The organism is Sphingobium sp. FG125, assembly GCF_057809795.1.
This window is the reverse complement of record NZ_JBMDKQ010000003.1, coordinates 238,608-261,423: the sequence shown is the minus strand read 5'-3', so window position 1 is coordinate 261,423 and position 22,816 is coordinate 238,608. Positions and strand designations below refer to the sequence as shown.

At 65.4% G+C, this 22,816-nt stretch carries 20 protein-coding genes and 1 riboswitch; of the genes, 8 read left to right on the top strand and 12 right to left on the bottom strand.

Going from position 1 to position 22,816, the window contains the following annotated elements; genetic code table 11:
* The first annotated feature begins 24 nt into the window (after positions 1-24).
* Entirely contained in the window at positions 25-918 is an 894-nt protein-coding gene (locus tag ACODSR_RS04515) for a DMT family transporter (protein ID WP_489074081.1), read from the top strand.
* Here the strand turns inward: ACODSR_RS04515 and ACODSR_RS04510 are convergent.
* Positions 915-1,193 carry a chorismate mutase gene (locus ACODSR_RS04510; RefSeq protein WP_489074079.1) on the bottom strand — a complete coding sequence of 93 codons (279 nt, stop codon included), beginning with the start codon at positions 1,191-1,193 and terminating at the stop codon, positions 915-917. The two genes, ACODSR_RS04515 and ACODSR_RS04510, sit on opposite strands and share 4 nt — an antisense overlap.
* A 122-nt stretch (positions 1,194-1,315) precedes the next feature.
* Here ACODSR_RS04510 and ACODSR_RS04505 point away from each other — a divergent pair, with 122 nt between their 5' ends.
* Both ACODSR_RS04505 and ACODSR_RS04500 read left to right on the top strand, forming a co-directional pair.
* Positions 1,316-2,344 carry a polyprenyl synthetase family protein gene (locus ACODSR_RS04505; RefSeq protein WP_489008154.1) on the top strand — a complete coding sequence of 343 codons (1,029 nt, stop codon included), beginning with the start codon at positions 1,316-1,318 and terminating at the stop codon, positions 2,342-2,344.
* Positions 2,345-2,492: 148 nt separating this feature from the next.
* Positions 2,493-3,272: a TSUP family transporter gene (locus ACODSR_RS04500; RefSeq protein WP_489074078.1), complete on the top strand. Its 780-nt coding sequence runs from the start codon at positions 2,493-2,495 to the stop codon at positions 3,270-3,272.
* On the opposite strand, the gene ACODSR_RS04495 is transcribed toward ACODSR_RS04500, so the two are convergent.
* Entirely contained in the window at positions 3,257-4,882 is a 1,626-nt protein-coding gene (locus ACODSR_RS04495) for an ATP-binding protein (RefSeq protein WP_489074076.1), read from the bottom strand. The two genes, ACODSR_RS04500 and ACODSR_RS04495, sit on opposite strands and share 16 nt — an antisense overlap.
* A 151-nt stretch (positions 4,883-5,033) precedes the next feature.
* Here ACODSR_RS04495 and hrpB point away from each other — a divergent pair, with 151 nt between their 5' ends.
* From hrpB to ACODSR_RS04470, 5 genes are all read left to right on the top strand, one after another.
* Positions 5,034-7,493 carry an ATP-dependent helicase HrpB gene (hrpB, locus tag ACODSR_RS04490; RefSeq protein WP_489074074.1) on the top strand — a complete coding sequence of 820 codons (2,460 nt, stop codon included), beginning with the start codon at positions 5,034-5,036 and terminating at the stop codon, positions 7,491-7,493.
* A gap of 55 nt (positions 7,494-7,548) precedes the next feature.
* Positions 7,549-7,827, top strand: coding sequence for an ETC complex I subunit (locus tag ACODSR_RS04485; protein ID WP_489074072.1), 279 nt, complete (start codon positions 7,549-7,551; stop codon positions 7,825-7,827).
* 119 nt (positions 7,828-7,946) lie between these two features.
* Positions 7,947-8,189 (top strand): acyl carrier protein, encoded by a 243-nt coding sequence (locus tag ACODSR_RS04480; protein WP_489074070.1) that lies wholly within the window; start codon positions 7,947-7,949, stop codon positions 8,187-8,189.
* A gap of 104 nt (positions 8,190-8,293) precedes the next feature.
* Positions 8,294-9,526: a serine palmitoyltransferase gene (spt, locus tag ACODSR_RS04475; protein ID WP_489074068.1), complete on the top strand. Its 1,233-nt coding sequence runs from the start codon at positions 8,294-8,296 to the stop codon at positions 9,524-9,526.
* Between the two features lie 61 nt (positions 9,527-9,587).
* Entirely contained in the window at positions 9,588-11,579 is a 1,992-nt protein-coding gene (locus ACODSR_RS04470; RefSeq protein ID WP_489074066.1) for an ATP-binding protein, read from the top strand.
* On the opposite strand, the gene ACODSR_RS04465 is transcribed toward ACODSR_RS04470, so the two are convergent.
* The 10 genes from ACODSR_RS04465 to ftsZ form a co-directional block, all read right to left on the bottom strand.
* Complete coding sequence (locus ACODSR_RS04465; protein WP_489074064.1) at positions 11,536-12,411, bottom strand: hypothetical protein; 876 nt, start codon at positions 12,409-12,411, stop codon at positions 11,536-11,538. The genes ACODSR_RS04470 and ACODSR_RS04465 overlap by 44 nt on opposite strands.
* Positions 12,412-12,464: 53 nt before the next feature.
* Positions 12,465-13,100 (bottom strand): DUF938 domain-containing protein, encoded by a 636-nt coding sequence (locus ACODSR_RS04460; RefSeq protein WP_489074063.1) that lies wholly within the window; start codon positions 13,098-13,100, stop codon positions 12,465-12,467.
* Entirely contained in the window at positions 13,097-14,665 is a 1,569-nt protein-coding gene (gcvPB, locus tag ACODSR_RS04455; RefSeq protein ID WP_489074061.1) for an aminomethyl-transferring glycine dehydrogenase subunit GcvPB, read from the bottom strand. Before gcvPB ends, ACODSR_RS04460 begins: the two co-directional genes overlap by 4 nt.
* 1 nt (position 14,666) lies before the next feature.
* The gene (locus ACODSR_RS04450; RefSeq protein WP_489074059.1) at positions 14,667-14,804 is read right to left on the bottom strand and encodes a hypothetical protein; all 138 of its coding nucleotides are present in this window, start codon (positions 14,802-14,804) and stop codon (positions 14,667-14,669) included.
* Positions 14,801-16,159 (bottom strand): aminomethyl-transferring glycine dehydrogenase subunit GcvPA, encoded by a 1,359-nt coding sequence (gene gcvPA, locus ACODSR_RS04445; RefSeq protein ID WP_489074057.1) that lies wholly within the window; start codon positions 16,157-16,159, stop codon positions 14,801-14,803. The genes ACODSR_RS04450 and gcvPA overlap by 4 nt, the downstream gene beginning before the upstream one ends.
* A gap of 149 nt (positions 16,160-16,308) precedes the next feature.
* Positions 16,309-16,680, bottom strand: coding sequence for a glycine cleavage system protein GcvH (gene gcvH, locus ACODSR_RS04440; protein ID WP_489074055.1), 372 nt, complete (start codon positions 16,678-16,680; stop codon positions 16,309-16,311).
* A 70-nt stretch (positions 16,681-16,750) separates the two neighbouring features.
* On the bottom strand, positions 16,751-17,902 hold the full coding sequence (gcvT, locus tag ACODSR_RS04435) for a glycine cleavage system aminomethyltransferase GcvT (RefSeq protein WP_489074053.1): 1,152 nt from the start codon (positions 17,900-17,902) through the stop codon (positions 16,751-16,753).
* Between the two features lie 171 nt (positions 17,903-18,073).
* Positions 18,074-18,174, bottom strand: a riboswitch (glycine riboswitch).
* A gap of 58 nt (positions 18,175-18,232) precedes the next feature.
* Positions 18,233-19,387, bottom strand: coding sequence for a deoxyguanosinetriphosphate triphosphohydrolase (locus ACODSR_RS04430; protein ID WP_489074051.1), 1,155 nt, complete (start codon positions 19,385-19,387; stop codon positions 18,233-18,235).
* Between the two features lie 11 nt (positions 19,388-19,398).
* Positions 19,399-21,186 carry a tetratricopeptide repeat protein gene (locus ACODSR_RS04425; protein ID WP_489074179.1) on the bottom strand — a complete coding sequence of 596 codons (1,788 nt, stop codon included), beginning with the start codon at positions 21,184-21,186 and terminating at the stop codon, positions 19,399-19,401.
* A gap of 159 nt (positions 21,187-21,345) precedes the next feature.
* Complete coding sequence (gene ftsZ / locus ACODSR_RS04420) at positions 21,346-22,761, bottom strand: cell division protein FtsZ (protein ID WP_489074049.1); 1,416 nt, start codon at positions 22,759-22,761, stop codon at positions 21,346-21,348.
* Positions 22,762-22,816: the final 55 nt, after the last annotated feature.

Sequence of the window (22,816 nt, the reverse complement as noted above, 5' to 3'; positions counted from 1 at the left end):
TGCGCCTGCGCCAAAGCCGCGACCATGCTTGCTCTTGCCGCCTCCGCCCTGTTCGTCCTGATCTGGTCCACCGGCTTCATCGTCGCCCGCGCGGTGGTGCCGCACGGCGCGCCCGAACTGGTGCTGGCGATCCGACTCACATTGGTCGCGCTGCTGCTGTGCGGCGCGGCGCTGTTTGCGCGACAAGGCTTCCCGCGCGGGCGCAGACTTGCGCTCCATCTGGTTGCAGGCGCGATGCTGCATGGAGTCTATCTGACGGTCAGCTGGTGGGCGGTCAGCCGGGGGATGCCCGCAGGCGTCATGGCACTGCTCGGATCGCTCCAGCCACTGATGGTCGCGGTCGCCAGTGTCGTCCTGCTGGGCGACCGGCTGCCGCGCCGCACCTGGGCAGGGCTGGCCATCGCGATCATGGGCGTCACCTGCGTCCTGCTGCCTGCCATCGCCCGCACCGGCACCGGCTCCATCACCGTGGTGCTGGCCATAGCTGGGATCGTCGCGATCATCGCCATGACCGGCGGCACGCTGATCCAGCGCGGCGGACTGGCGGACGATCCGATTCTGGTGTCCGGCGGCGTCCAGAATGTCGGCGGCGCGCTGGTCGCCATCATCGCCACGCTGATCGTGGGCGAATGGCGCTGGGACAATGATCCTTTGCTATGGGCGGCGCTCGGCTGGTCGGTCCTTGGCCTGTCAGCGGCGGGCCTCAGCCTGCTGGTCTGGCTAGTGCGGCATCAGGGTCCGACCGCCATGTCGATGCTGTTGCTGCTCGTGCCCCCGCTCGCCGCGATCGAGGCCTGGCTGCTCTTTGGCGAACGGCTTGGCCCGGTGCAGCTGATCGGCTTTACGCTGGCGCTGGGCGGCGTATTGCTCGGTCGATCGGCCCCTGCGAAAAAAGCCGACCTGACCGAACCGGCCTAAACCTCCCGCAGCCTTTCATGGTGGCGGATCACTTCGTCGATGATGAAGCGCAGGAATTTTTCGGTGAAGTCCGGGTCCAGATTGGCGTCCAGCGCCAGCTGGCGCAGCCGCGCGACCTGCCGCTCCTCGCGCCCCGGATCGGCGGGGGGCAGCGCATGGGTCGCCTTATATTCGCCTACCGCCTGCGTCACCTTGAACCGCTCGGCCAGCATGAACACCAGCGCCGCGTCGATATTGTCGATGCTCTCGCGATAGCGCTGCAATGTGTCGGTCACGTCCGTCCTCCGGTCAATTGGGCGTCCTCCGCTCAGTCGGCGCGCTTTTTGCGCCATATGGCCTTTCAGGCAAGCTATTCCCGCTTGCCATCTGCATTTTGCCCCGCCAAGGGACGCAGGTCATGACAGCACCCGCCCCCGGTAACGTCCACCCCATCGGCCGCGCCAAAAGCGCCCCGTCGCTGGCCCCCATCATGAATCTGGTCGCCGACGGCATGAACCAGGTCAATGCCGTGATTCTGGACCGGATGCAGTCGCGCATTCCGCTGATCCCCGAACTGGCCGGCCATCTGATCGCGGGCGGTGGCAAGAGGCTGCGGCCAATGCTGACATTGGCCTGCGCCGATCTGGTTGGCTATGCCGGGTCGCGCCATTACAAGCTGGCCGCCGCCGTCGAATTCATCCACACCGCCACCCTGCTGCATGACGATGTCGTCGATGGCTCTGGCCTGCGCCGGGGCCGCAAGACCGCCAACATCATCTGGGGCAACAGCGCCAGCGTGCTGGTCGGCGATTTCCTCTTCTCCCGCTCCTTCGAGCTGATGGTCGAGGCGGAGTCGCTCAAAGTCCTCAAAATCCTGGCCAATGCTTCCGCCGTGATCGCGGAGGGCGAGGTCAACCAGCTGACCGCCCAGCGCAAGATCGACACCAGCGAGGACCAGTATCTCGACATTATCGGTGCCAAGACCGCTGCGCTTTTCGCAGCCGCCTGCCGCATTTCCGCCGTGGTCGCCGACCGTGACGAGCGGGAAGAACAGGCGCTCGACGTCTATGGTCGCAATCTGGGCATCGCTTTCCAGCTGATCGACGACGCGATCGATTATGAATCGGACGGCGCGACCATGGGCAAGGATGCGGGCGACGATTTCCGCGATGGCAAGGTGACGCTGCCCGTCATCCTCGCTTACGCCCGTGGCAGCGACGAGGATCGCGCCTTCTGGAAGGCCGCGATTGCAGGCCACAAGATTGGCGACGATGATCTGGCCCACGCCACCGGCTTGCTGCGTCGCACCGGCGCGATCGCCGACACGCTGGCCCGCGCCCGCCATTACGGCCAGCGCGCGATCGATGCGCTCGGCATGTTCGACAATGGCAAGGCCAAGGCCGCGCTGACCGAAGCGGTCGAATTCGCGACGATCCGGGCTTATTGAGGCTATGCGCATCCTCGTCCGTTTCTAATCCCGTTCGCCCTGAGCGAAGCCGAAGGGCGCTGCCAAGCGAAGCGAGGCACCTCACTTCGCTCGGTCCAGGGCTTCCACTCCCCCCGGATCAAGTCCGGCGCCGAACGGATAGGCTTCCATGATCCTGAACCCCGAAACCCTCGCCTTCCTGCTGGCCGCCGCATTGATGGCCGGGTGTATCGACGCGATGGCCGGTGGGGGTGGCCTGATCACCCTGCCAGCGCTAATGGCCGCGGGCATCCCGCCGGTGCAGGCGGTCGCGACCAACAAGTTGCAAAGCTGCTTTGGCACATTCGGTGCCTGCCTCGCCTATGCCCGGCGGGGGCATATGGACCTCAAAACCTACAAAGCGCCGGTGATCGCCGCCTTTGTCGGATCGGTCGGCGGCGCCTGGCTGCTTCAACGGGTCGATCCGTCGATCCTGGCCGGACTGATGCCTGCCCTGCTTATCACCATTGCCGCCTATTTCACCTTCTCGCCCAAGCTGGGCGAGGCCGACCGGCACGCCCGCGTCGGCATAGCTGCGCTCAGCGGCCTGATCGGCGTCATCGGCTTTTATGACGGCTTTTTCGGCCCTGGCGCGGGGGCTTTCTACACCACCATCTTTCTGGCGCTCGGCGGCCTGTCGATCCTGCGCGCCACTGCCCAGACAAAGGCCGCCAATTTCGCCAGCAATGTCGCGGGCCTGCTCACCATGGTCGCGGGCGGCCATGTGCTGTGGATCGCGGGTCTCACCATGGCCATCGGCAGCGTCATTGGCGGGCAGGTCGGCTCGCACCTCGCGATGCGGTTCGGCTCCAGACTGATCAAGCCGCTACTGATCATCATGTCGCTGGCGCTGACCGCCAAGATGCTGATCGATCCGAAAAATCCGATCCACATCTATCTGTTCGGCTGATCGTCCGGCTGGAGCAGCCCGGCCACCCGGCGGCGCAGTTCGTCGACCGCGAAGGGCTTGGTCAGCACTTCCATCCCATGTTCGATATGGCCATGGTTCAGCACTGCATTTTCGGCATAGCCGGTGACGAACAATATCCGCAGGTCCGGCCGCAGCGCCCGCGCGGCATCCGCCACCTGCCGTCCGTTCAGCCCGCCCGGCAGGCCGACATCCGTGACCAGCAGGTCCACCCGCGTCCGCGATTCTAGGATTTTAAGGCCAGACGGCCCGTCGCCTGCTTCGACGCAGGCATAGCCCAGATCGGTCAGGGCATCGACCATCAACATGCGGACCGATGGTTCATCGTCGATCACCAGCACGGTTTCGCCCGCCTCCGCCTCGACCACGGCATCCGGGGCGACGGGCGCCTCTTCATCCTCCTCACCGCGATGGCGGGGCAAATAGACGCACACCATCGTCCCCTGCCCGATTTCGGAATAGATTCGGACATGGCCATGGCTCTGCCGGGCAAAGCCATAGACCATCGACAGGCCAAGCCCGGTCCCCTGCCCCATCGGCTTGGTGGTGAAGAAAGGATCGAACACCCGGTCCAGGATTGCCTTGTCGATGCCGGTCCCGGTATCGCTGACGCACACCGTCACATATTGGCCGGGCGTCAGCCCATGATCGCGCGCGGTGCGATCGTCCAGCCAGCGATTGGCCGTCTCGATCGTGATCTTGCCCCCGTCCGGCATCGCGTCGCGGGCATTGATGCACAGGTTGAGCAGCGCATTTTCCAACTGGTTGGCATCGACCAGCGCAGGCCACAGCCCGCCCGCCGCGATCGTCTGCACCTCGATCTGCGGGCCGACGGTGCGGCGCACCAGTTCGGTGAAATCAGTGAACAGGCGATTGATGACGGTCGGCTTGGGGGTCAGCGTCTGGCGGCGGGAGAAGGCCAGCAGACGATGGGTCAGCGCGGCGGCGCGGCGGGTCGCGCCCTGCCCGGCGGCCAGATAGCGTTCGACATCCGCCGTGCGCCCTTCGGCCAGCCGCAGCCCGATCATCTCGAACGCGCCGGAAATGCCGGCCAGCAAATTGTTGAAATCATGGGCCAGGCCGCCAGTCAGCTGGCCCACCGCCTCCATCTTCTGCGCCTGGCGCAGCGCGGCCTCGGCCTCCTCCTGCTCGGCCAGCGCCTGCGCAATCCGCGCCTCCAGCGTTTCGTTGAGCTGGCGGAGTTCGTTTTCGATGCGGATGCGGTCGGTCACATCCTTGAACAGGACAGCGACCTGCTTGTCCTCGAAACTACCAACGCGGAAGGAGGATATATCGAGATAGCGACCGGTCGCGACCAGTTCGCGCTGGAAGCGGATCGGTTCGCCGGTGTGCAATACGCGGCCATAAAGTTCGGCCCAGCCATCGGCTTCGTCCGGCACCATTTCGCGCAATTTCTGGCCAACGACATTGGGGATGCCGGCATTGCGTTCATAGGCGGCGTTCGCCTCGATATGGATATAGTCGCTTAACGGTCCGTGCGGCCCATCGAAAAATTCGATGATGCAAAAGCCTTCGTCCATCGTTTCAAACAATGTCCGATAGCGTTCCGCATCTTCTGTAAATGCCGACATGCCCCGATTGTCCCCCTGATCTTCCATATGGTGGCGCAGGGGTTGGAATGCCTGCCTGCCGCGCGAACGCCTGGAACGGCGTTTCTTTCCCAGGAGTCCGCATTTTTCGTCCCGCTTGCGATTTGGCGGGATTGGCGCGAGAGGGAAGGCGATGACCGCCCTGCCCATCCATGCCGTCCTGCCCGACCTGCTTGCCGCGCTGCGCACCGGCAGCAATGCCGTGCTGGTCGCGCCGCCGGGCGCTGGCAAGACTACGGCAGTCGCGCCCGCTTTGCTGGACGAACCATGGTGCAGCGGTCAGATATTGCTGCTCTCCCCCCGCCGTTTGGCTGCCCGCGCTGCTGCCGAGCGGATCGCCGAGATGCTGGGTGAGCAACCCGGCGGCACGGTCGGCTATGCCACGCGGATGGACAGCAAGTCGTCGGCGCGCACCCGGCTGCTGGTGCTGACCGAGGGCATATTCGTGCGGCGGATTCAGGACGACCCGGAACTGGCGGGCGTGTCGGCGGTGTTGTTCGACGAAGTGCATGAGCGCAGCCTGGACAGCGATTTCGGCCTCGCGCTGGCATTGGATGCACAGGAGGCGCTGCGCCCGGACCTGCGCATCGTGCCGATGTCGGCAACGCTGGACGGGGCGCGCTTCGCTGCATTGCTGGGTGACGTCCCGGTGATCGAGAGCGAGGGCCGCATCCAGCCGCTCGAACTGCGCCATATCGGCCGCAATGCAGAGCGCAAGATTGAGGATGAGATGGCCGCCGCCATCCGCCGCGCCATCAGCGAGGAAAGCGAGGGCGACCTGCTCGCCTTCCTGCCCGGCGTGCGGGAGATTGAGCGGACGGCGGAACGGATCGAGGGCGGTCGCTATGAGGTCCATCTGCTCCACGGTTCGCTCGATCCGGCAGCCCAGCGCGCCGCCATCCGGCCATCGCGGTCGGGCGCGCGCAAGATCATATTGGCGACCAGCATCGCCGAAACCAGCCTGACCATCGACGGTGTGCGGATCGTGGTCGATTCAGGACTCGCGCGGCGCCCCCGTTATGACCGGGCGGCAGGCGTCACCCGGCTGGTGACCGAACGGGCCAGTCAGGCGTCGGCGACCCAGCGCGCAGGCCGCGCCGCGCGGCAGCGCCCCGGCGTCGCCTATCGCCTGTGGGAAGCCGCCGCCAGCGCCGGGATGCCGCCCTTCGATCCACCGGAGATCATGGAAAGCGACCTCTCCAGCCTGCTGCTCGACTGCGCGCTGTGGGGCGTGAGCGATCCAGGGACGCTGCGCTGGCTCGATCCGCCCCCCCCCGCCGCCGTCGCCGAAGCGCGGACCCGGCTGACGGCGCTGGAGGCGCTGGACGGTGACGGGAGGATCACTCCGCATGGCAAGGCGTTGGCCAAACTGCCGCTCAGCCCCCGCATCGCCCATATGCTGGTGCGCGCGGGCGAGATGGGACTGGCGCAGACCGCCGCCGAAATCGCCGTGCTGCTGGGCGAGCGCGGTATTGGCGGGCAGGACACCGACCTGACCCTGCGCCTGCAACGCTGGCGGCGCGAAAGCGGCAAGCGCGCGGACGCGGGACGCGCGCTGGCGAAACGATGGACAGGACTTGTTAAGCCCCTCCCTTCCAAGGGAGGGGTTGGGGTAGGTGCTTCCGAAGCCAGCGTCGGCCTCTGCCTCGCCCTCGCCTTCGCCGATCGCGTGTCGAAGCGCCGCTCCGCCGACGGCGCGGACTGGGCGAGCGTGGGCGGGCGCGGCTTCCGGCTTGACCCCCTCTCCCCTTTAGCCCGTGAGGAATGGCTGGCCGTGGGCGAGGTGCAGGGCAGCGCCGCGGGCGCACGCATCCTCTCCGCCGCGCCGATCAGCGAAGCGGATGTGCAGGCGCTGTTCCCCGACCGGATCATGACCAGCCGCACCGTCCGCTTCCGCCCCGCCAATGGCGGGATAGAGGCATTGCGGGAACGGCGGCTGGGCGCGGTGCGCCTGTCGTCCGGCTCCGATGATCGGCCAGATCCGGCAGCGGTGATTGCAGCATTGCTGGACGGGGTGCGGCAGGGCGGCCTTGACCTCCTCCCCTGGTCGGAGGCCGCGCAATCGCTGCGGATGCGCGCTGATTTCGCGGGGGTCGAGGCGCTGTCCGATGCAATATTGATGGCCAGCCTCGACGACTGGCTCCCGCCCCTGCTTGTGGGCAAACGTCGCCTGTCGGATATCGACCGGTCGCAATTATCGGGCGTGCTGGACGGGCTGATCGGCTGGGAGGGGAAGCAGCAGGTCGACCGGCTCGCCCCGCCCGATTTCCGCTCCCCCGCAGGCAGCACCCACGCGATCGACTATATGGCCAATGGCGGCCCGCGCGTCGAATTGCGGGTACAGGCGCTCTATGGCCTGGCCGAGCATCCGACGGTTGGCAGCGCGCGCATCCCGCTGGTCCTCTCGCTCACCTCGCCCGCTGGCCGCCCGATCCAGACCACGCGCGACCTGCCCGGCTTCTGGGCAGGCAACTGGCGCGACGTCGCCAAAGAAATGCGTGGCCGCTATCCCCGCCATCCCTGGCCCGACGATCCGACCGCCGCGCCGCCCACGCTGCGCACCAAGCGCGCCGATGCCCGCAGCCGCTCTTGACTTCACGCCGGACGCTGGTGCAACGCAGCATGACGATTTACCGGAGTCTTTCGCGATGAGCGCGCGCATTTACCAGATCCAGAAGAACGCCCTGCAATCGGGCAAGGCGCTGACCCATAAATGGGTGCTGGAATATGCGCCAGCCGAGGCCAAGCAGGCTGATCCGCTGACCGGCTGGGCTGGCTCTGGCGACACGCAGCAGCAGCTCAAGCTCAGCTTCCCCTCGCAGGATGCCGCCATCGCCTATGCGCAAAAGCAGGGCGTCGCCTACACCGTTATCGCCACCCCGCCCAAGACGCTGAAATTGCAGGCCTACGCCGACAATTTCCGGTAAAGGCGCAAAAGCACCGTGCAAATTCGGGCGCGATGCTGCCCGATTGCCGCCTTATTCGCTTGCCATAGGGCAGGGCGAGGCGGCAAAAGCCGTGCTTTACGGAAAGACAGAAGCAAAAGATGACGGATCGCACCGAAATTTTCGACAGCGTCACCGCGCAGGTCGCCCCCTTCAACAAGAAGGGCGTCGCGCTGACCGAAACCACCAGCTTTGCCGGCGATCTGGAATGGGACAGCCTGACCGTGATGGATTTCGTCGCCGCGATCGAGGATGAATTCGACATCCTCATCACCATGAACATGCAGGCAGAGATCGAAACGATCGGCCAGCTGGTGGACGCCGTCGCGAAGCTGAAGGCCTGATCTGCCTCTCCAACCTCCGTTCGGTTCGAGCCTGTCGAGAACAAGGCGCATAGTTCTCGACAGGCTCGAACCGAACGGGGATTTGATTACAACGGATTTTACATATGACCGACACCGCCATCGCCGCCGAAGCCCGCGACCTATTGTCCAAATTCGATCCCCTGATCGCGGAGCGCCAAGCGCTGCTGGACACCGGCGTGCGCGATCCTTTCTCCATCGTGATGGATCAGGTGCTTTCGCCCACCCGCGCGATCATCAAGGGCAAGGAAACCATCCTGCTGGGCACCTATAATTATATGGGCATGACCTTCGACCCCGATGTGGTCGCGGCGGGCAAGAAGGCGCTCGGTGAATTTGGTGCTGGCACCACCGGCAGCCGTGTGCTGAACGGCACCTATCAGGGTCACCGCGAAGTCGAGGATGCGCTGAAAGAATTTTACGACACGTCATCCGCCATGGTCTTTTCGACCGGTTATCAGGCCAATCTGGGCGTGATTTCCACGCTGGCCGGGCGCGGCGACTATGTCGTGCTGGACGCCGACAGCCATGCGTCCATCTATGATGGCTGCTTCCTGGGTGACGCGGAAATCGTCCGCTTCCGCCACAACAGCGTCGAGGATCTCGACAAGCGGCTTGGCCGCCTGCCCGCCGACGCGCTCAAGCTGGTGGTGCTGGAAGGCGTCTATTCGATGCTCGGCGACATCGCCCCCCTGCCCGATATGGTGGCGGCAGTGCGCAAGCATCCAAACTGCATGATCCTGGTCGATGAAGCCCATGGCATGGGCTTTTTCGGTCCCAATGGCCGCGGCGTCTATGAAGAGCAGGGCGTCGACAAGGACGTCGATTTCGTCGTCGGCACCTTCTCCAAATCGGTCGGCACGGTCGGCGGCTTCTGCGTTTCCAACCATCCCAAGTTCGAGATTATGCGGCTGGTCTGCCGCCCCTATGTGTTCACCGCGTCGCTGCCGCCCAGCGTGGTCGCGACCGCCGCGACCAGCATCCGCAAGCTGATGCATGCAGGCGAAAAGCGCGCCCATCTGTGGAAGAACAGCAAACGGCTGCACAAGGGGCTGACGGACCTTGGCTTCACGCTGGGGACCAAGACGCCGCAATCGGCGATCATCGCGGTGATCCTGACCGATCAGGCCCAGGCGGTCGCAATCTGGCAGACGCTGCTGGAACTGGGCCTCTACGTCAACATGGCCCGCCCGCCCGCAACCCCCGCCGGCACCTTCCTGCTGCGCTGTTCGCTCTGCGCGGACCATAGCGACGAGCAGGTCGAACAGATTATCGGCATGTTCAAGGTCGCGGGCAAGGCAACGGGCGCGATCGCCTGACCGGCGCGCCATTGATCAGCGTTGTTTCGCTGCTATCCTTGTTCCGCTAGTGTGACGAGTGATGGCGGACAACGACCATATGGATGATCGGGAAACAGGCTGGCGCGTTGCGACACGGCGCCTGCTGCCCTTCTTGCTCGGCATCCTGCTGATCGGGTCGCTCGGCGCCCTTCTCTATAGTGCCAGCAACGCCTCGCGCGAACATCAACAGGCGCTGGCCGAACAGCAGCGCAGCTTCGAGATTATTGCCCTCGCCCGCGCGTTCGAGGCGCAGACCGCCCGCGCCGAAGTGACTCTCGCCCGCTATGTCATCGGCCTGAACCCGGACACAGGCCGCCTGTTTCAGGACCAGTGGCGCACCGCCGGCGCGCAATTGAAGGCGCTGGGCTATGCGACGCGCGGCACTGGCTGGCAGCGCGGCAATGTCGAGGCGCTGCAACATGCCTATACGGCGCGCGGCAAGACGCTCAACGAAATCGGTCTGCGCACCACCTATGACCAGAAAATGGCTGCGTTAGGCCGCTTTCATGAGGCCGGGACATCGCGCGACCTCAAACGCATCACCGCTTTGCTCGACCGGGTGATCCAGGCGGAAAATCTGCGCCTGCGCGAACGCAGCCTGGCCGTGACACTGGCGGGGGATCGCACCGAATGGATGGGGCAGACATCGCGCCTGCTGGGGCTAGCGATGCTGGTGTGCGTCCTGTTCGCCGCCTGGTTCGCCCATGTCGCCTATAGCGACCGTCGCAACGCCCGGCGACTGGCGGAGACGGAGGCGGAGCGCGCCGACCGGCTGGACCTGGCTGTGCGCACGCGGACGGCGGAACTGACCGACGCCTATGAACGGCTAAAGCAGGAATCGATAGAGCGCGCGGCGGCGGAGGAAAATCTGCGCCAGATGCACAAGATGGACGCGGTGGGTCAGCTGACTGGCGGCATCGCCCATGATTTCAACAATATGCTGGCCGTCGTTGTCGGTGGGCTGGAACTGGCCAAGCGCAATATCCGCTTGAAGCCGACAGAAGCATCCCGCCATCTCGACAATGCGATGGAGGGGGCCAATCGCGCCTCCGCCCTCACCCGTCGCCTGCTGGCCTTTGCCCGGTCCGAACCGCTGTTGCCCAGCGCGGTCGATCCCGATGCACTGGTGTCGGGCATGGCCGACCTGATCGACCGCACCATCGGCGATCAGATCATCGTCGCGCTCGCGCCCAGAGCGCAAGGCTGGCGCATCTTCGTTGACCAGCACCAGATGGAAAATGCGATCCTGAACCTGTGCGTCAATGCGCGCGACGCGATGGACGGACGCGGGCGGCTGACTATCGGCACGGACCAGGCGGTGCTGGCGGCAGGCGAAGTGGGCGATTGCGTGGCGGGCGATTATGTCGTGCTGACTGTCGCCGACGATGGCTGCGGCATGAGCGCGGAGGTGCTGACCCGCGTGTTTGAGCCTTTCTTCACCACCAAGCCGGTTGGCAAGGGCACCGGCCTTGGCCTTAGCCAGATCTTCGGCTTCGTGCGCCAGTGCGAAGGCGAAATCCGCATCGAATCCGAACCCGACAAGGGCACCAGCGTCCATATCTACCTGCCCCGCCGCATAGGGAGCGCGGTGGACGATGCGGTCGATACGGCATCGCCCGCGCGCGTCGCAACGCTCCATCCCCCCACCCGCATATTGGTGGTGGAGGATGATCCGCGCGTGCTGAACCAGACGATGGCGGCGTTGGCGGAACTTGGCCACCTGCCCATCGCCTGCGATCATCCGTCCAAGGCGGCCAAGCTGCTGGCCAACAACAGCGACATTGGCCTGATCATGAGCGACGTGCTGATGCCCGACCTCACCGGCCCGGAAATGATCCGCGCGCTGCCCGCCCAATATCGCCATCTGCCGGTACTGTTCGTGACCGGCTATGCCGGGGACGCGACCGAGAGCGCCGATTTTGTCGGCCATGAAGTGCTGCGCAAACCCTATACGCTGATGGCGCTGGCCAATGCGCTGTCGACCGCGCTCAACGGATCGACCCAGAGCGGAACAGTCGCGGCAGCAGAGTGAGAGCGCCCAGCAGCGGCCAGCGCCGTTGCCAGGGCTTGATGACGATCGCGGTTCCGGCATGGCGATTGATCTTCCACGCCAGATAGTCGATCCCGCCTGCATAGGTGAAGCTCGCTTTGGCCAGCCGGACCACCGACAACCACTTGCCGCGCCGCTGGAGCTGACGCCAGAGCCGGGCCGCCTGGTCGGGCGACGGCGGCAGGCCGTCCGCCAGTGCCGCCTCACCGAAACGGCGATAGCGATCCGGGTCAGCGTCCACGATCGAGAGCGACCGCCCCTTGCGCTCGGCGCGCAATTCGGCCCCATAGGTCAGGGTGAAGCCTTGCTTCCACAGGGACAGCGCATCCTGCCCTTCCGCCATCGGTCGCGCGAGCGACAGCAAAGTCGGCGCAGCCTGCGCCACGGCGGCGATGGCATGTTCGCGCGCCCTATCACCCGCTACCCACAACAACCGCGACGGTTGCGCAAAGCGCGCCCACACCGACACATTGTCCGCCGCCGGACTGCACAGCCGGGCGAAATCGGCTTCGGACAGCACCGCATATTTGGCGATCAGCCCCTGATGCTCGAACGGAAAGACATTGGGCGGGATTAGGCGGTTGGCCCGCGCCAGCCAGCTTTTGCCATAAGCGGCACGATAGTCCGACACGATGAGGTAGAAATCGAGCATCAACCCGTCGAGATTGGCCTCCCTCAGGCAGGAACCGTAAAATAGCACCGCGCGGGCAGCCTGCGGATATTTCGCCGCCAGCGCACCCGCCATCGCCGCCGCGTGCGGATCGGCGGGGGTGGCGAGTTCGGCGGTGACGAGGGGGATGAGTTGGCTGGGCATTGCGCTCCCCATATCCGTTCGGCCTGAGCTTGTCGAAGGCCCGTTCTTGGATTTCAGGCAACCGCTCGCCTGAAAATCACCGACAGATTATTCGCCGCCATCTCGATCAGCCGGTCAAAGCGCAAACCCTGCGCCTCCGCCGCCGCCACGACATCCTCCACCCGCCGCAACCCCCAGCGCGGATCGCGCGCCTTGAGCGAGGCGTCAAACGCCAGATTGCTGGGCGCAGTCTCCACATCATCGCGAATATAAGGGCCGTAGAGATAGAGCAGACCGCCGGGCGGCAAGACCCGCCCTGCCCCCTGCATCAACCCCAAAGTCGCGTCCCACGGACTGATATGCACCATGTTTATGCACAATATCGCATCAACCCGGTCGATCGGCCAGTCACCCGCCGCGTCGAGCAGGATCGGCGCGCGCAGATTCGGTAGCCCCGCTTCCGCCCGCCACGCCGCGATCGAGGCGAGAGCGGCGGGATCGGGGTCGCTCGGTTGCCAGTCAAGTGCGGGCATTGCTGCGGCGAAATGAATCGCATGTTCGCCACTGCCGCTCGCCACCTCCAGCACCAGCCCGGCGGACGGCAAGGCATCGTGCAGGACGGTCAGGATGGCGTCCCGGTTCCGCAGCGTCGCGGGGGCGTGGCGTTTCTGCGCTTCGCCGCCCGCTTCGCCCGGAACCCAGAGCGTCATTCCGCCGCCTGCGCCAGCGTCGGCGCTTCCCATGTCAGCACGGGCTTCCGCGCCGCCAGCGTCTCGTCCAGACGACAGCGCGGCGCATGATAGGGCGCACCCTTCAACGCCTCGTCCCCCGCCTTGGCCCGCTGCGCCAGACTGCGCAACGCCATGATGAACTGGTCGAGCGCCGCCTTGCTTTCCGTCTCGGTCGGTTCGACCAGCATCGCGCCATGGACGACCAGCGGGAAATACATGGTCATCGGGTGGAAGCCCTCGTCGATCAGCCCCTTGGCGATGTCGAGCGTCGTAAAGCCCTCGGCCAGCCCCTTATCGCTGAACAAAGCCTCATGCATACAGGGGCCGCTGCCACCGAAGGGCGCGTCCAGCACATCGTCCAGGCTGCGCAATATATAGTTGGCGTTCAGGACCGCATCCTCCGCCACCTGCCGCAGGCCGTCCGCACCATGGCTCATGATATAGGCCAATGCGCGGGTGAACATGCCCATCTGGCCATGGAAGGCGACCATCCGGCCGAACGTCCCGGCATGATGATCCTGCGCCGACTCCTCCTCAATCAGGACGAATGTGTCGCCCTGCTTTTCCACGAAGGGCAGCGGCGCATAAGGTGCCAGCGCCTCCGACAGCACCACCGGGCCGGAGCCGGGACCGCCGCCACCATGGGGGGTGGAGAAGGTCTTGTGCAAATTGATGTGCATCGCATCGACGCCCAGGTCGCCGGGGCGGACCCGCCCGACAATGGCGTTGAAATTGGCACCATCGCAATAGACGAACGCGCCCGCCGCATGGACCGCGTCGGAAATCGTCTTGAGATCGCGCTCGAACAGGCCGCACGTATTGGGGTTGGTGATCATCACCGCCGCCACATCCGGCCCCAGCCGCGCGGTCAGCGCCGCCAGATCGACCCGACCTTCGGGCGTGGCAGGAATATCCTCGACCTTATAGCCGCAAAAGGCCGCCGTGGCGGGGTTGGTGCCATGCGCGCTTTCCGGGACCAGCACGACGCTGCGCGCATCGCCGCGCGCTTCGAGCGCCGCGCGGATCGCCAGCAGGCCGCACAATTCGCCATGCGCGCCTGCCTTGGGCGACATCGCCACCGCATGCATCCCCGTCAGCGTGACGAGCCATCCGGCAAGTTCGTGAATCACTGCCAGCGCGCCCTGCACCGTCGATTGCGGGGCCAGCGGATGGAGATCGGCAAAACCGGGCATCCGCGCGACCTTTTCATTCAGACGCGGATTATGCTTCATCGTGCAGCTGCCGAGCGGAAACAGGCCAAGGTCGATGGCGTAATTCTGACGGCTGAGGCGGGTATAATGGCGCACCGTTTCTTGTTCGGACAGGCCCGGCAGGCCAATCGCCTTGCGCTCCAGCCCGCCAAGGCGGCTGGCCACCTTGGGCGCGGGCGCGAAATCGACACCAGTGGTTTCGGTCGATCCAATCTCGAAAATCAGCGCCTCTTCCAGCATCAACGCCCGGTTGCCCGTGGCGGTCGCGGGGGCCATATGCGCGTCAGCGACGGCGACAGGCGCGGTGGGACGGCCTTCCTTGAGCATGGTCATCTTAGCAATCCCTCCCGCAAATAGTCCGTTCGCCCTGAGCGAAGTCGAAGGACATCACCGAACGCAGTGAGGTGCCTTCGCTGCGCTCAGGCGAGGGCTTCGACAGGCTCAGCCCGAACGGAGAAAGAAAAACGGTCATGCCAGTTCCTCCTCCAGCGCCTTGGCCAGCGTTTCGATGTCCTCCGCCGTCACCGTCTCGGTCACCGCGACGACCAGGCCGTTGCCGACCGATGCGTGTTGCGGGAACAGGCGACCGAGCGACACACCCGCCAGCACGCCCTTGTCGGCCAGGCTGCGCACGACCTCCCGCGCATCCTTGGTCAGGACCAGCGTGAACTCGTTGAAGAAGCTGTCGTTGAGCAACGTCACCCCCGGCACCTGAGCCAGACGATCGGCGGCCTGACAGGCAAGCCCATGATTAAGCGCCGCCAGTTCGCGCAGCCCGCGTTCCCCCAGCAGGGTCATGTGGATGCTGAACGCCAGCGCGCAAAGCCCTGAATTGGTGCAGATATTCGACGTCGCCTTTTCGCGGCGGATATGCTGTTCGCGGGTGGACAGCGTCAGCACGAAGCCGCGCTTGCCCGCCGCGTCCACCGTCTCGCCGCACAGGCGGCCCGGCATCTGGCGGACATATTTCTGCTTGCACGCGAACAGGCCCAGATAGGGACCGCCAAATTGCAGGCCGACGCCGATCGACTGGCCTTCGCCCACCACAATGTCTGCGCCCATCTCGCCCGGCGGCACCAGCGCGCCCAGCGCCACCGGCTCGGTCACAACCGCGACCAGCAGCGCGCCAGCGGCATGGGCCGCGTCGGCCAGCGGGGTCAGGTCGGCGATGCGGCCCAATATGTCGGGATATTGGACGACGACGCAGCTTGTGTCCTTGTCGATGCCCGCGATCAGCGCGTCGATATCTGTGTCAGCACTCAGCGTCGGCGCGTCATGCAGCAACCGGTCGCCGGTGAATTTCGCCATGGTGTTGGCGACCGACACATAATGGGGGTGCAGGCCCGAAGACAAGATCGCCTTGCTCCGCTTGGTGATCCGCCGCGCCATGCCGATCGCTTCCCAGCAGGCGGTCGACCCGTCATACATGGATGCGTTGGCCACGTCGCAGCCCAGCAGACGCACCACCTGCGTCTGGAACTCGAACAATACCTGCAACGTCCCCTGCGCGATTTCCGGCTGATAGGGGGTGTAGGCGGTCAGAAACTCGCCACGCTGGATCAGATGATCGACGCTGGCTGGCACATGATGCTTGTAAGCACCCGCGCCCAAGAAGAAGGGCGCTTCCCCCGCCGACAGATTCTGCCGCGCCAACCTGCCCATATGGCGCTCGACCGCCAGTTCGCTGGCATGGTCGGGCAGGCCCGCAATCTTGGCAGACAGGCGAGCTTCGACGGGTACGTCCACGAACAGATCGTCGATCGAGGCCGCGCCGATGACGGACAGCATCGCCTGCCGGTCGGTGTCGGTAAGGGGTAGGTAACGCATGTCCAATACTCCCCCCTCCCTTTCAAGGGAGGGGCCGGGGGTGGGTGCGAGCGGAGCGACGTTGCTCCGTGCCGGGCGGGCGGACGCTCCCTGCGGTCGCGACCCACCCCTTCCCCCTCCCTTGAAAGGGAGGGGCTTATTTTTGCGCGTTAAAGCGAAGCCACGAACTTCTTGTAGGCTGCTTCAGTCATCAGCCCTTCCAGCTCGGACGGGTCGGTGATGCGCAGCTTGAAGAACCAGCCATCTTCCTCGGCATCGCTGTTGACCAGCGCCGGTTCGTCCTCCAGCGCGCCATTGGCTTCGACGACTTCGCCTGAAATCGGCGCATAAACGTCCGACGCAGCCTTGACCGATTCGACCACGGCGGCATCGTCGCCCTTGTCGAACGTCGTGCCTTCGGCAGGCAGTTCGACGAACACGATGTCGCCCAGCTGCTCCTGCGCATAATCGGTGATGCCGACCGTGGCGATCTCGCCCTCGACGTCGATCCATTCATGTTCGTCGGTGAAATAACGGCTCATGGATATACTCCCCTCGAAATGATTTGCTTGAAAATCATGATCACAAATATGGTCATGATTTGCGTGAGAATCAGGCCTTGCGGCGGTAACGGTGCGGCACGAACGGCATGGGCGCAACCACAGCGACGATACGCTTGCCGCGCACCTCAATCTCCAGCGCGGTGCCGATGGCGCTATGGGGCAGGCTAACCCAGCCCATCGCAATCGGTGCGCCCACGGACGGCGCAAAACCGCCCGACGTGACGTCCCCCACCTGCACATCGCCGACATAAATCTGCGCACCCTCGCGCGCGGGCAGGCGACCCTCGATCGTCAGACCGACGCGCTTGGCGCCCGGACCGTCCGCCAATTCCTTCATCACCCGGCCATGGCCGATAAAGCCGCCCTCCTCGCGGCGGCGTTTCTGGATGGCAAAGCCCAGATCTGCGCCAATCGTGCTGACCGCGGGCGTCAGGTCATGGCCATAGAGCGGCAATCCCGCCTCCAGCCGCAGCGAATCGCGCGCGCCAAGGCCGATCGGCTTGACCTGCGGCAGCGCGCACAAGGCGTCAGCAAAAGCGACCGCCGCATCAGCGGGCAGGCTGATCTCGAACCCGTCCTCGCCCGTATAGCCCGACCGGCTGATCCACAGCGGCACCCCGTTCCAGTCGAACGCGCCGCACTGCATGAAGATGAGGTCCGCCGTCCCTGGCACCAGCGCGGCCATCGCCTCGCCCGCTTCCGGCCCCTGTAACGCCAGCAGCGCCTGGTCGGCCATATGGTTCATCGTGACGGCGTCGGGCAAATGCTCGATCATCCAGCCGATATCGTCATATTTGGTCGCGCCATTGACGACCATGTAGATCGCCGCATCATCGAACGCGCCGTCTGCGGGACGGGACACCATCAGGTCGTCAAGGATGCCGCCATCCTGATCCAGCAGCATCGAATAGCGTTGGCGACCGGGCTTCAACCCCTTGATGTCGCTGGGCAGCAGCAGTTCCAGCGCCTCGTCCACGCCCTCACCGGAGAAGGTCAACTGCCCCATATGACTGACGTCGAACAGGCCCGCATGTTCGCGGGTCCAGCCATGTTCGGCCATGATGCCGTCATAGTGGATCGGCATATGATAACCGGCAAAACCGACCATCCGCGCGCCGCGCGCCCGATGCCAGGCATCAAGCGGCAAGGCCTCCAGCGGCAGGGCGTCTTCCAGCGTGGCGATGTTGTCATTGGCGGTCATAGGACGGCCTTTCCGTGAGAGGGCGCAGCGACGATCAACCCGGCCCGCAAGGGACCGCCCTGTTCGTCACCCCCTCTGTCACGGGAACCTGAGAGCTTTGACCGTCCTGACACAGGAAACGGCTTACCCCTTCGGTGGGACAGGTTTCCCTGTCCGCTTTCCAGAGTGTCTGCGCGCGATGCGGTCCTTTGGCCTGAGAGATTCCGGGGCGGTTGCTCCTTCGGCGACGGGCCTGGCCTGAAAGACCGCCCATGCTCTCCCGCATCGTGCCCGGCACCGAATCCTCAGCGTCGGAGACATGCGTTGCATTGCGTCAAACGCACCGGCGCGTCAATCGGCTAACGCCCCAAATATCTCCGCATGGCGCTTCTCGGCGTATCGATCCGTCATCCCAGCGATGAAGTCGGCGATGTGGCGGCTGCGGTCGGGTTCTTGCCTGACGCATTCATCGCGCCATTCGTCCGGCATCAGCGCGGGGTCGGCCTGATAGGCGGCGAACAGGTCGGTGACGATCACCCGCGCCCGGTCGGCGGCGGCCAATTGTTCGGGATGATGATAGAGGCTGGCATACATGAAGCGCTTGAGGTCGCGCTCCTGCGCCGCCAATTCCGGCGAGAAGGCGACCAGCGTGCGGCCCAGCGCGCGGACATCCTCCACCGTCTGCACCCCCGACTCCGCGATATTGGCGCGGGTCGCGGCGATCAGGTCATTGGCCATCACGCCAATCTGTTCGCGCACCAGTTCGCGCAGCAGCCGGTCCTGCGCGACATCGCGATAGCGGCTGCGTACCCGGTCCCAGCATCGGGCGACGAACGGCACCTCCAGTAGCTGCTCCAGCGTCAGCAGCCCAGCGCGCAAACCATCGTCAATGTCGTGATTGTCATAGGCGATATCGTCCGAAATCGCCGCCAGCTGCGCCTCCAGCGAGGCATGGCTGGCCAGGTCGAGCGGCAACAGCGCGTCCAGTTCGCGCATTGCCCAGCCGGGACGGGTGATCGGCCCATTATGCTTGGCCAGCCCCTCCAGCATCTCCCAGCTGAGGTTCAGTCCCCGAAAGCGCGGATAGGGACTTTCGAGCAGCATCAGCGTGCGCAGCGTATGGGCGTTGTGATCGAAGCCGCCATGCGCCTCCATCGCCGCCTCCAGCGCATCTTCGCCGGCATGGCCGAAGGGCGGATGGCCGATGTCATGCGCCAGGCACAGCGCCTCGGTCAGATCCTCGTTCAGCCCCAGCGTCCGCGCGGTGGTGCGGCCGATCTGCGCGACTTCCAGACTATGGGTCAGCCGGACGCGAAAATGATCGCCGTCGGGCGAGATGAACACCTGCGTCTTGTGGCGCAGGCGGCGGAACGCGATCGAATGGATGATGCGATCGCGGTCGCGCTGGAACATATCGCGCGGGCCGCGCACCTCCCCCCCCTCTTCGGGATGCAGGCGGCCACGGCTGGCGGCGGGATGGCAGGCATAGGAAGCAAGGATCGTCATAGGACGCCCCTCTACTCGCCGCCCAGCCTTTCGACCACCTCTCCCGCATCGCTTTGCCAGGCAAAAACGTCCGCCCCCTGCCCTTTGAGCTTCGTTTCGAGTGTTTTGGCGCGGGTGAAGCTGGCGAAGGGACCGACGACCAGCCGGTTGGTCCGGCCCCAGCTGGCGACCCAGGCGCTTTGCGGGGCCAGCGCGTCATATTTCTTGCGCATCACCTTGAGGGTGAAGCCCAGCGCGCTCTTGCTCGCGCCAGTCGCGATCTGGAGCCAGTTGCGCGCCGGATTGTCGGCCAGGCGCTTCTTTTCCTCGGCTTCCTTCTTCGCCTTGGCGTCAGCCTCCGCCTTGGCCTTGGCAGCGGCGGCCTTCTTCACCTTGTCGGCAGCGGCCAGACGCTCGGCCCGGCGCGCGGCCTGGATCTTCTCGATCTCGGCTAGATCGACCGCCGCGACAGTCGACTGACGCTCGGCTTCCGGCACGTCGATAGCGCGGATGATGTCGGCGAGGGTGCGGGTCGCCTGCGGATCGGGCTGAGGGGGCGGCGCGGTGGGCGTTGGCGTTGGTTGTACGACCGGCGACGACGGCGGCGCGCTGGGGGTCGTGGACGGCGGGACCGATGCCTGCGCCAGCGTGATGGCATTGAGCTGTGTTGCGGGCGCAGCTTGGCTCGCGGCAGGGGCAGCCGGCCGGGACGTATCGACCGATTCAAAGCCCGGCGCAGGCGGCCCCTGCACTTGCGGGGAAGCAGCGACAAGCTGTTGCGGCGGAGCGGACTGGGCCGGTGCCGGGGCGGCGGGCGTTGGCTGGACCATCTGCACCTGCGCCGGTGGCGGCTGCACAGGTTGCGGTGCGGGGGTCGGTGTGGGCGTAGGCGTGGGTGCCGCTGCCGGTTTAACCACCGCCGGACGCACCGTGTCGGCCTGTGCCAGCCGGGTCGCTTCGCGGCGCTGGCGCTGCTGTTCGGCACGGCGCGCGCGGCGATCCTGCGCCGGGCTGGTCGGTGCCGCCGCCACTGCAACCGGCGGCGTCTTGGCGACAACCGGCTGGCTGTAGCCGGGTGCCGGCGGAGTTGGCACGATCGCGGCGATGGTCGTGCCGATCTGCGTCGGAAAATGGCCAAAATGGATCGCCGCGGCTTTCTGCGCCGGGGTCAGATAGGGCATTTTGCGCATATAGGGCATGATGGCAGCGGCAAGTTGCGCGGGCATGGTCTGCTCGGCAATCTTCTGCGCTTCAGCCTGTCGATTGTTCATCGCCAATATGAACGCGCGGGACCGCCAGGCCGCACGATCGCTCTTGTAAAAAAGCGGCTGCATCACCTTGTCCGACGCCTCGACCTGGCCCGCTATGCCCAATGACGCGGCATAGCGGCGAAGCAGCTCCAGATCATTGGGCGTGCGTTGCAGCCCCGCCTGATAATCACGCTGCGCCCCGGCTTGATCCCCGGTCATGTCGCGCGCCAGCCCGCGATCGGCCAGCATGGTCGCGTCGGGATAGCCCAGTCGAGCCGCCTGATCGAACAGGCGCAGCGCTTCGCCGGGATTTTGCAGCTTCAGCATCACCCGCCCCAGCCCCGCCTTGATCCGGCCATTGCCGCTGGCAATCGCATCGGCGCGGGCAAAGAAACCGGTTGCGGCGCGTGGGTCGTCCAGCGCCAGCGCCGCCTCCCCCGCCCCGATCAGCGCCGCAACGTCGCGCGGATTAGTGGACAGGCGGGCAAGATAGGTGTTGAGGTCCGCCGCATCCGGCGGACGCACCAGCTGCGACTGATCAACCTGCGCCTGCGCCCCGCCCGAAAGCATGAGCGCGGCAATGATCCAGGGAAGAGAGCGTTTCACATCCGTGCCTTAGCCGATGCCGTGCTGAATGGGAAATGACCCTCCACGAAAAAGCGCGCCCGGTTGCCTTGTGGGACCGACGGCGCGCTTTTGGCGGGACAGATGCCCCTGCAAGCAGATCGCTTACTGGTTATTCTGGCGATTGAGGAAGCGCGGAATGTCCAGGCCGGGTGCAGGCTCGTCAGCCCCCGGTGCCTTTTCCGTGCCACGAGTCAGGCCCGCCATCCGCTCGAACAAGGTGCCACCCGATGCGACGCGCGGCGCGGGTTCGGCAGGCGCTGCCGGGGCAGCGCTTTCTGCGCCCAAGACCAGCTCGTCCTCGGCTGGATCGTCGTCCGAAAAGACGGCTGCCGGACGCGGCGGGGCAAAGGGCGCGGGTGCTGCGGCCTCCACAGGAGCGGGTGCAGGCGCTTCCGGCACGTCCAGTTCCAGCGTTTCGGGTTCCGGCGCGGGCACTGGCGCCGCCAGTGGCGCTGGCGCAGCGGCCTTGGGCGCTGCCGACTGCGGTACCGACACGGCGGGGCGGCTGGCGAAGCTGAACGGCTGGGTCAGCGGCGCGGCATGATTGCCGACATCATTGTCGATCCCGGTGGCAACCACCGACACGCGGATCTTGCCATTCAGATTGTCGTTGAACGCGCTGCCCCAGATGATGTTCGCATCCGGGTCCACCAGTTCGCGGATATGGTTGGCCGCTTCGTCCACTTCCATCAGGCGCATATCCTCGCCACCCACGATCGAGACGATGACGCCCTTCGCGCCGCGCATCGACACGCCGTCGAGCAGCGGGTTGGCGATCGCCTTTTCCGCGGCCTGAAGCGCACGACCGTCGCCTTCGGCTTCGCCGGTGCCCATCATCGCCTTGCCCATTTCGCCCATGACCGAGCGGACGTCGGCAAAGTCGAGGTTGATGAGGCCGGGCATGACCATCAGGTCGGTGATGCCGCGCACGCCCTGCTGCAGCACTTCGTCCGCCATCTGGAACGCTTCCTTGAAGGTCGTGTTCGGGTTGGCGATCAGAAACAGATTCTGGTTTGGAATGACGATCAGCGTGTCGACATGCTTTTGCAGTTCGTCAATGCCGCTCTCTGCCGACTTCATGCGGCGATTGCCCTCGAACGTGAAGGGCTTGGTCACCACGCCAACGGTCAGGATGCCGCGTTCCCGCGCCGCCTTGGCGATGACAGGCGCCGCACCGGTGCCGGTGCCGCCGCCCATACCAGCGGCGATGAAGCACATATGCGCGCCTTCCAGCGCCGCTTCGACCATGGCAATGGTTTCTTCCGCCGCCGCCTTGCCGATTTCTGGGCGCGACCCGGCGCCCAGACCCTCGGTAATTTGCGGGCCAAGCTGGATGCGGCGCTCGGCGGGCGAGGCATTCAGCGCCTGCGCATCCGTGTTCGCCACGATGAAGTCCACGCCCTCGACATGGGCTGCGATCATATTTGCGATGGCATTGCCGCCCGCGCCGCCGACGCCGATCACCGCGATGCGCGGCTTCAGTTCATCCACATGCGGAGGGCTGATCTCAATGCTCATATATTCTGCTCCCTCAGCTTCCTCGTCAGGAAGCGACAACCAACACCAAATGTTA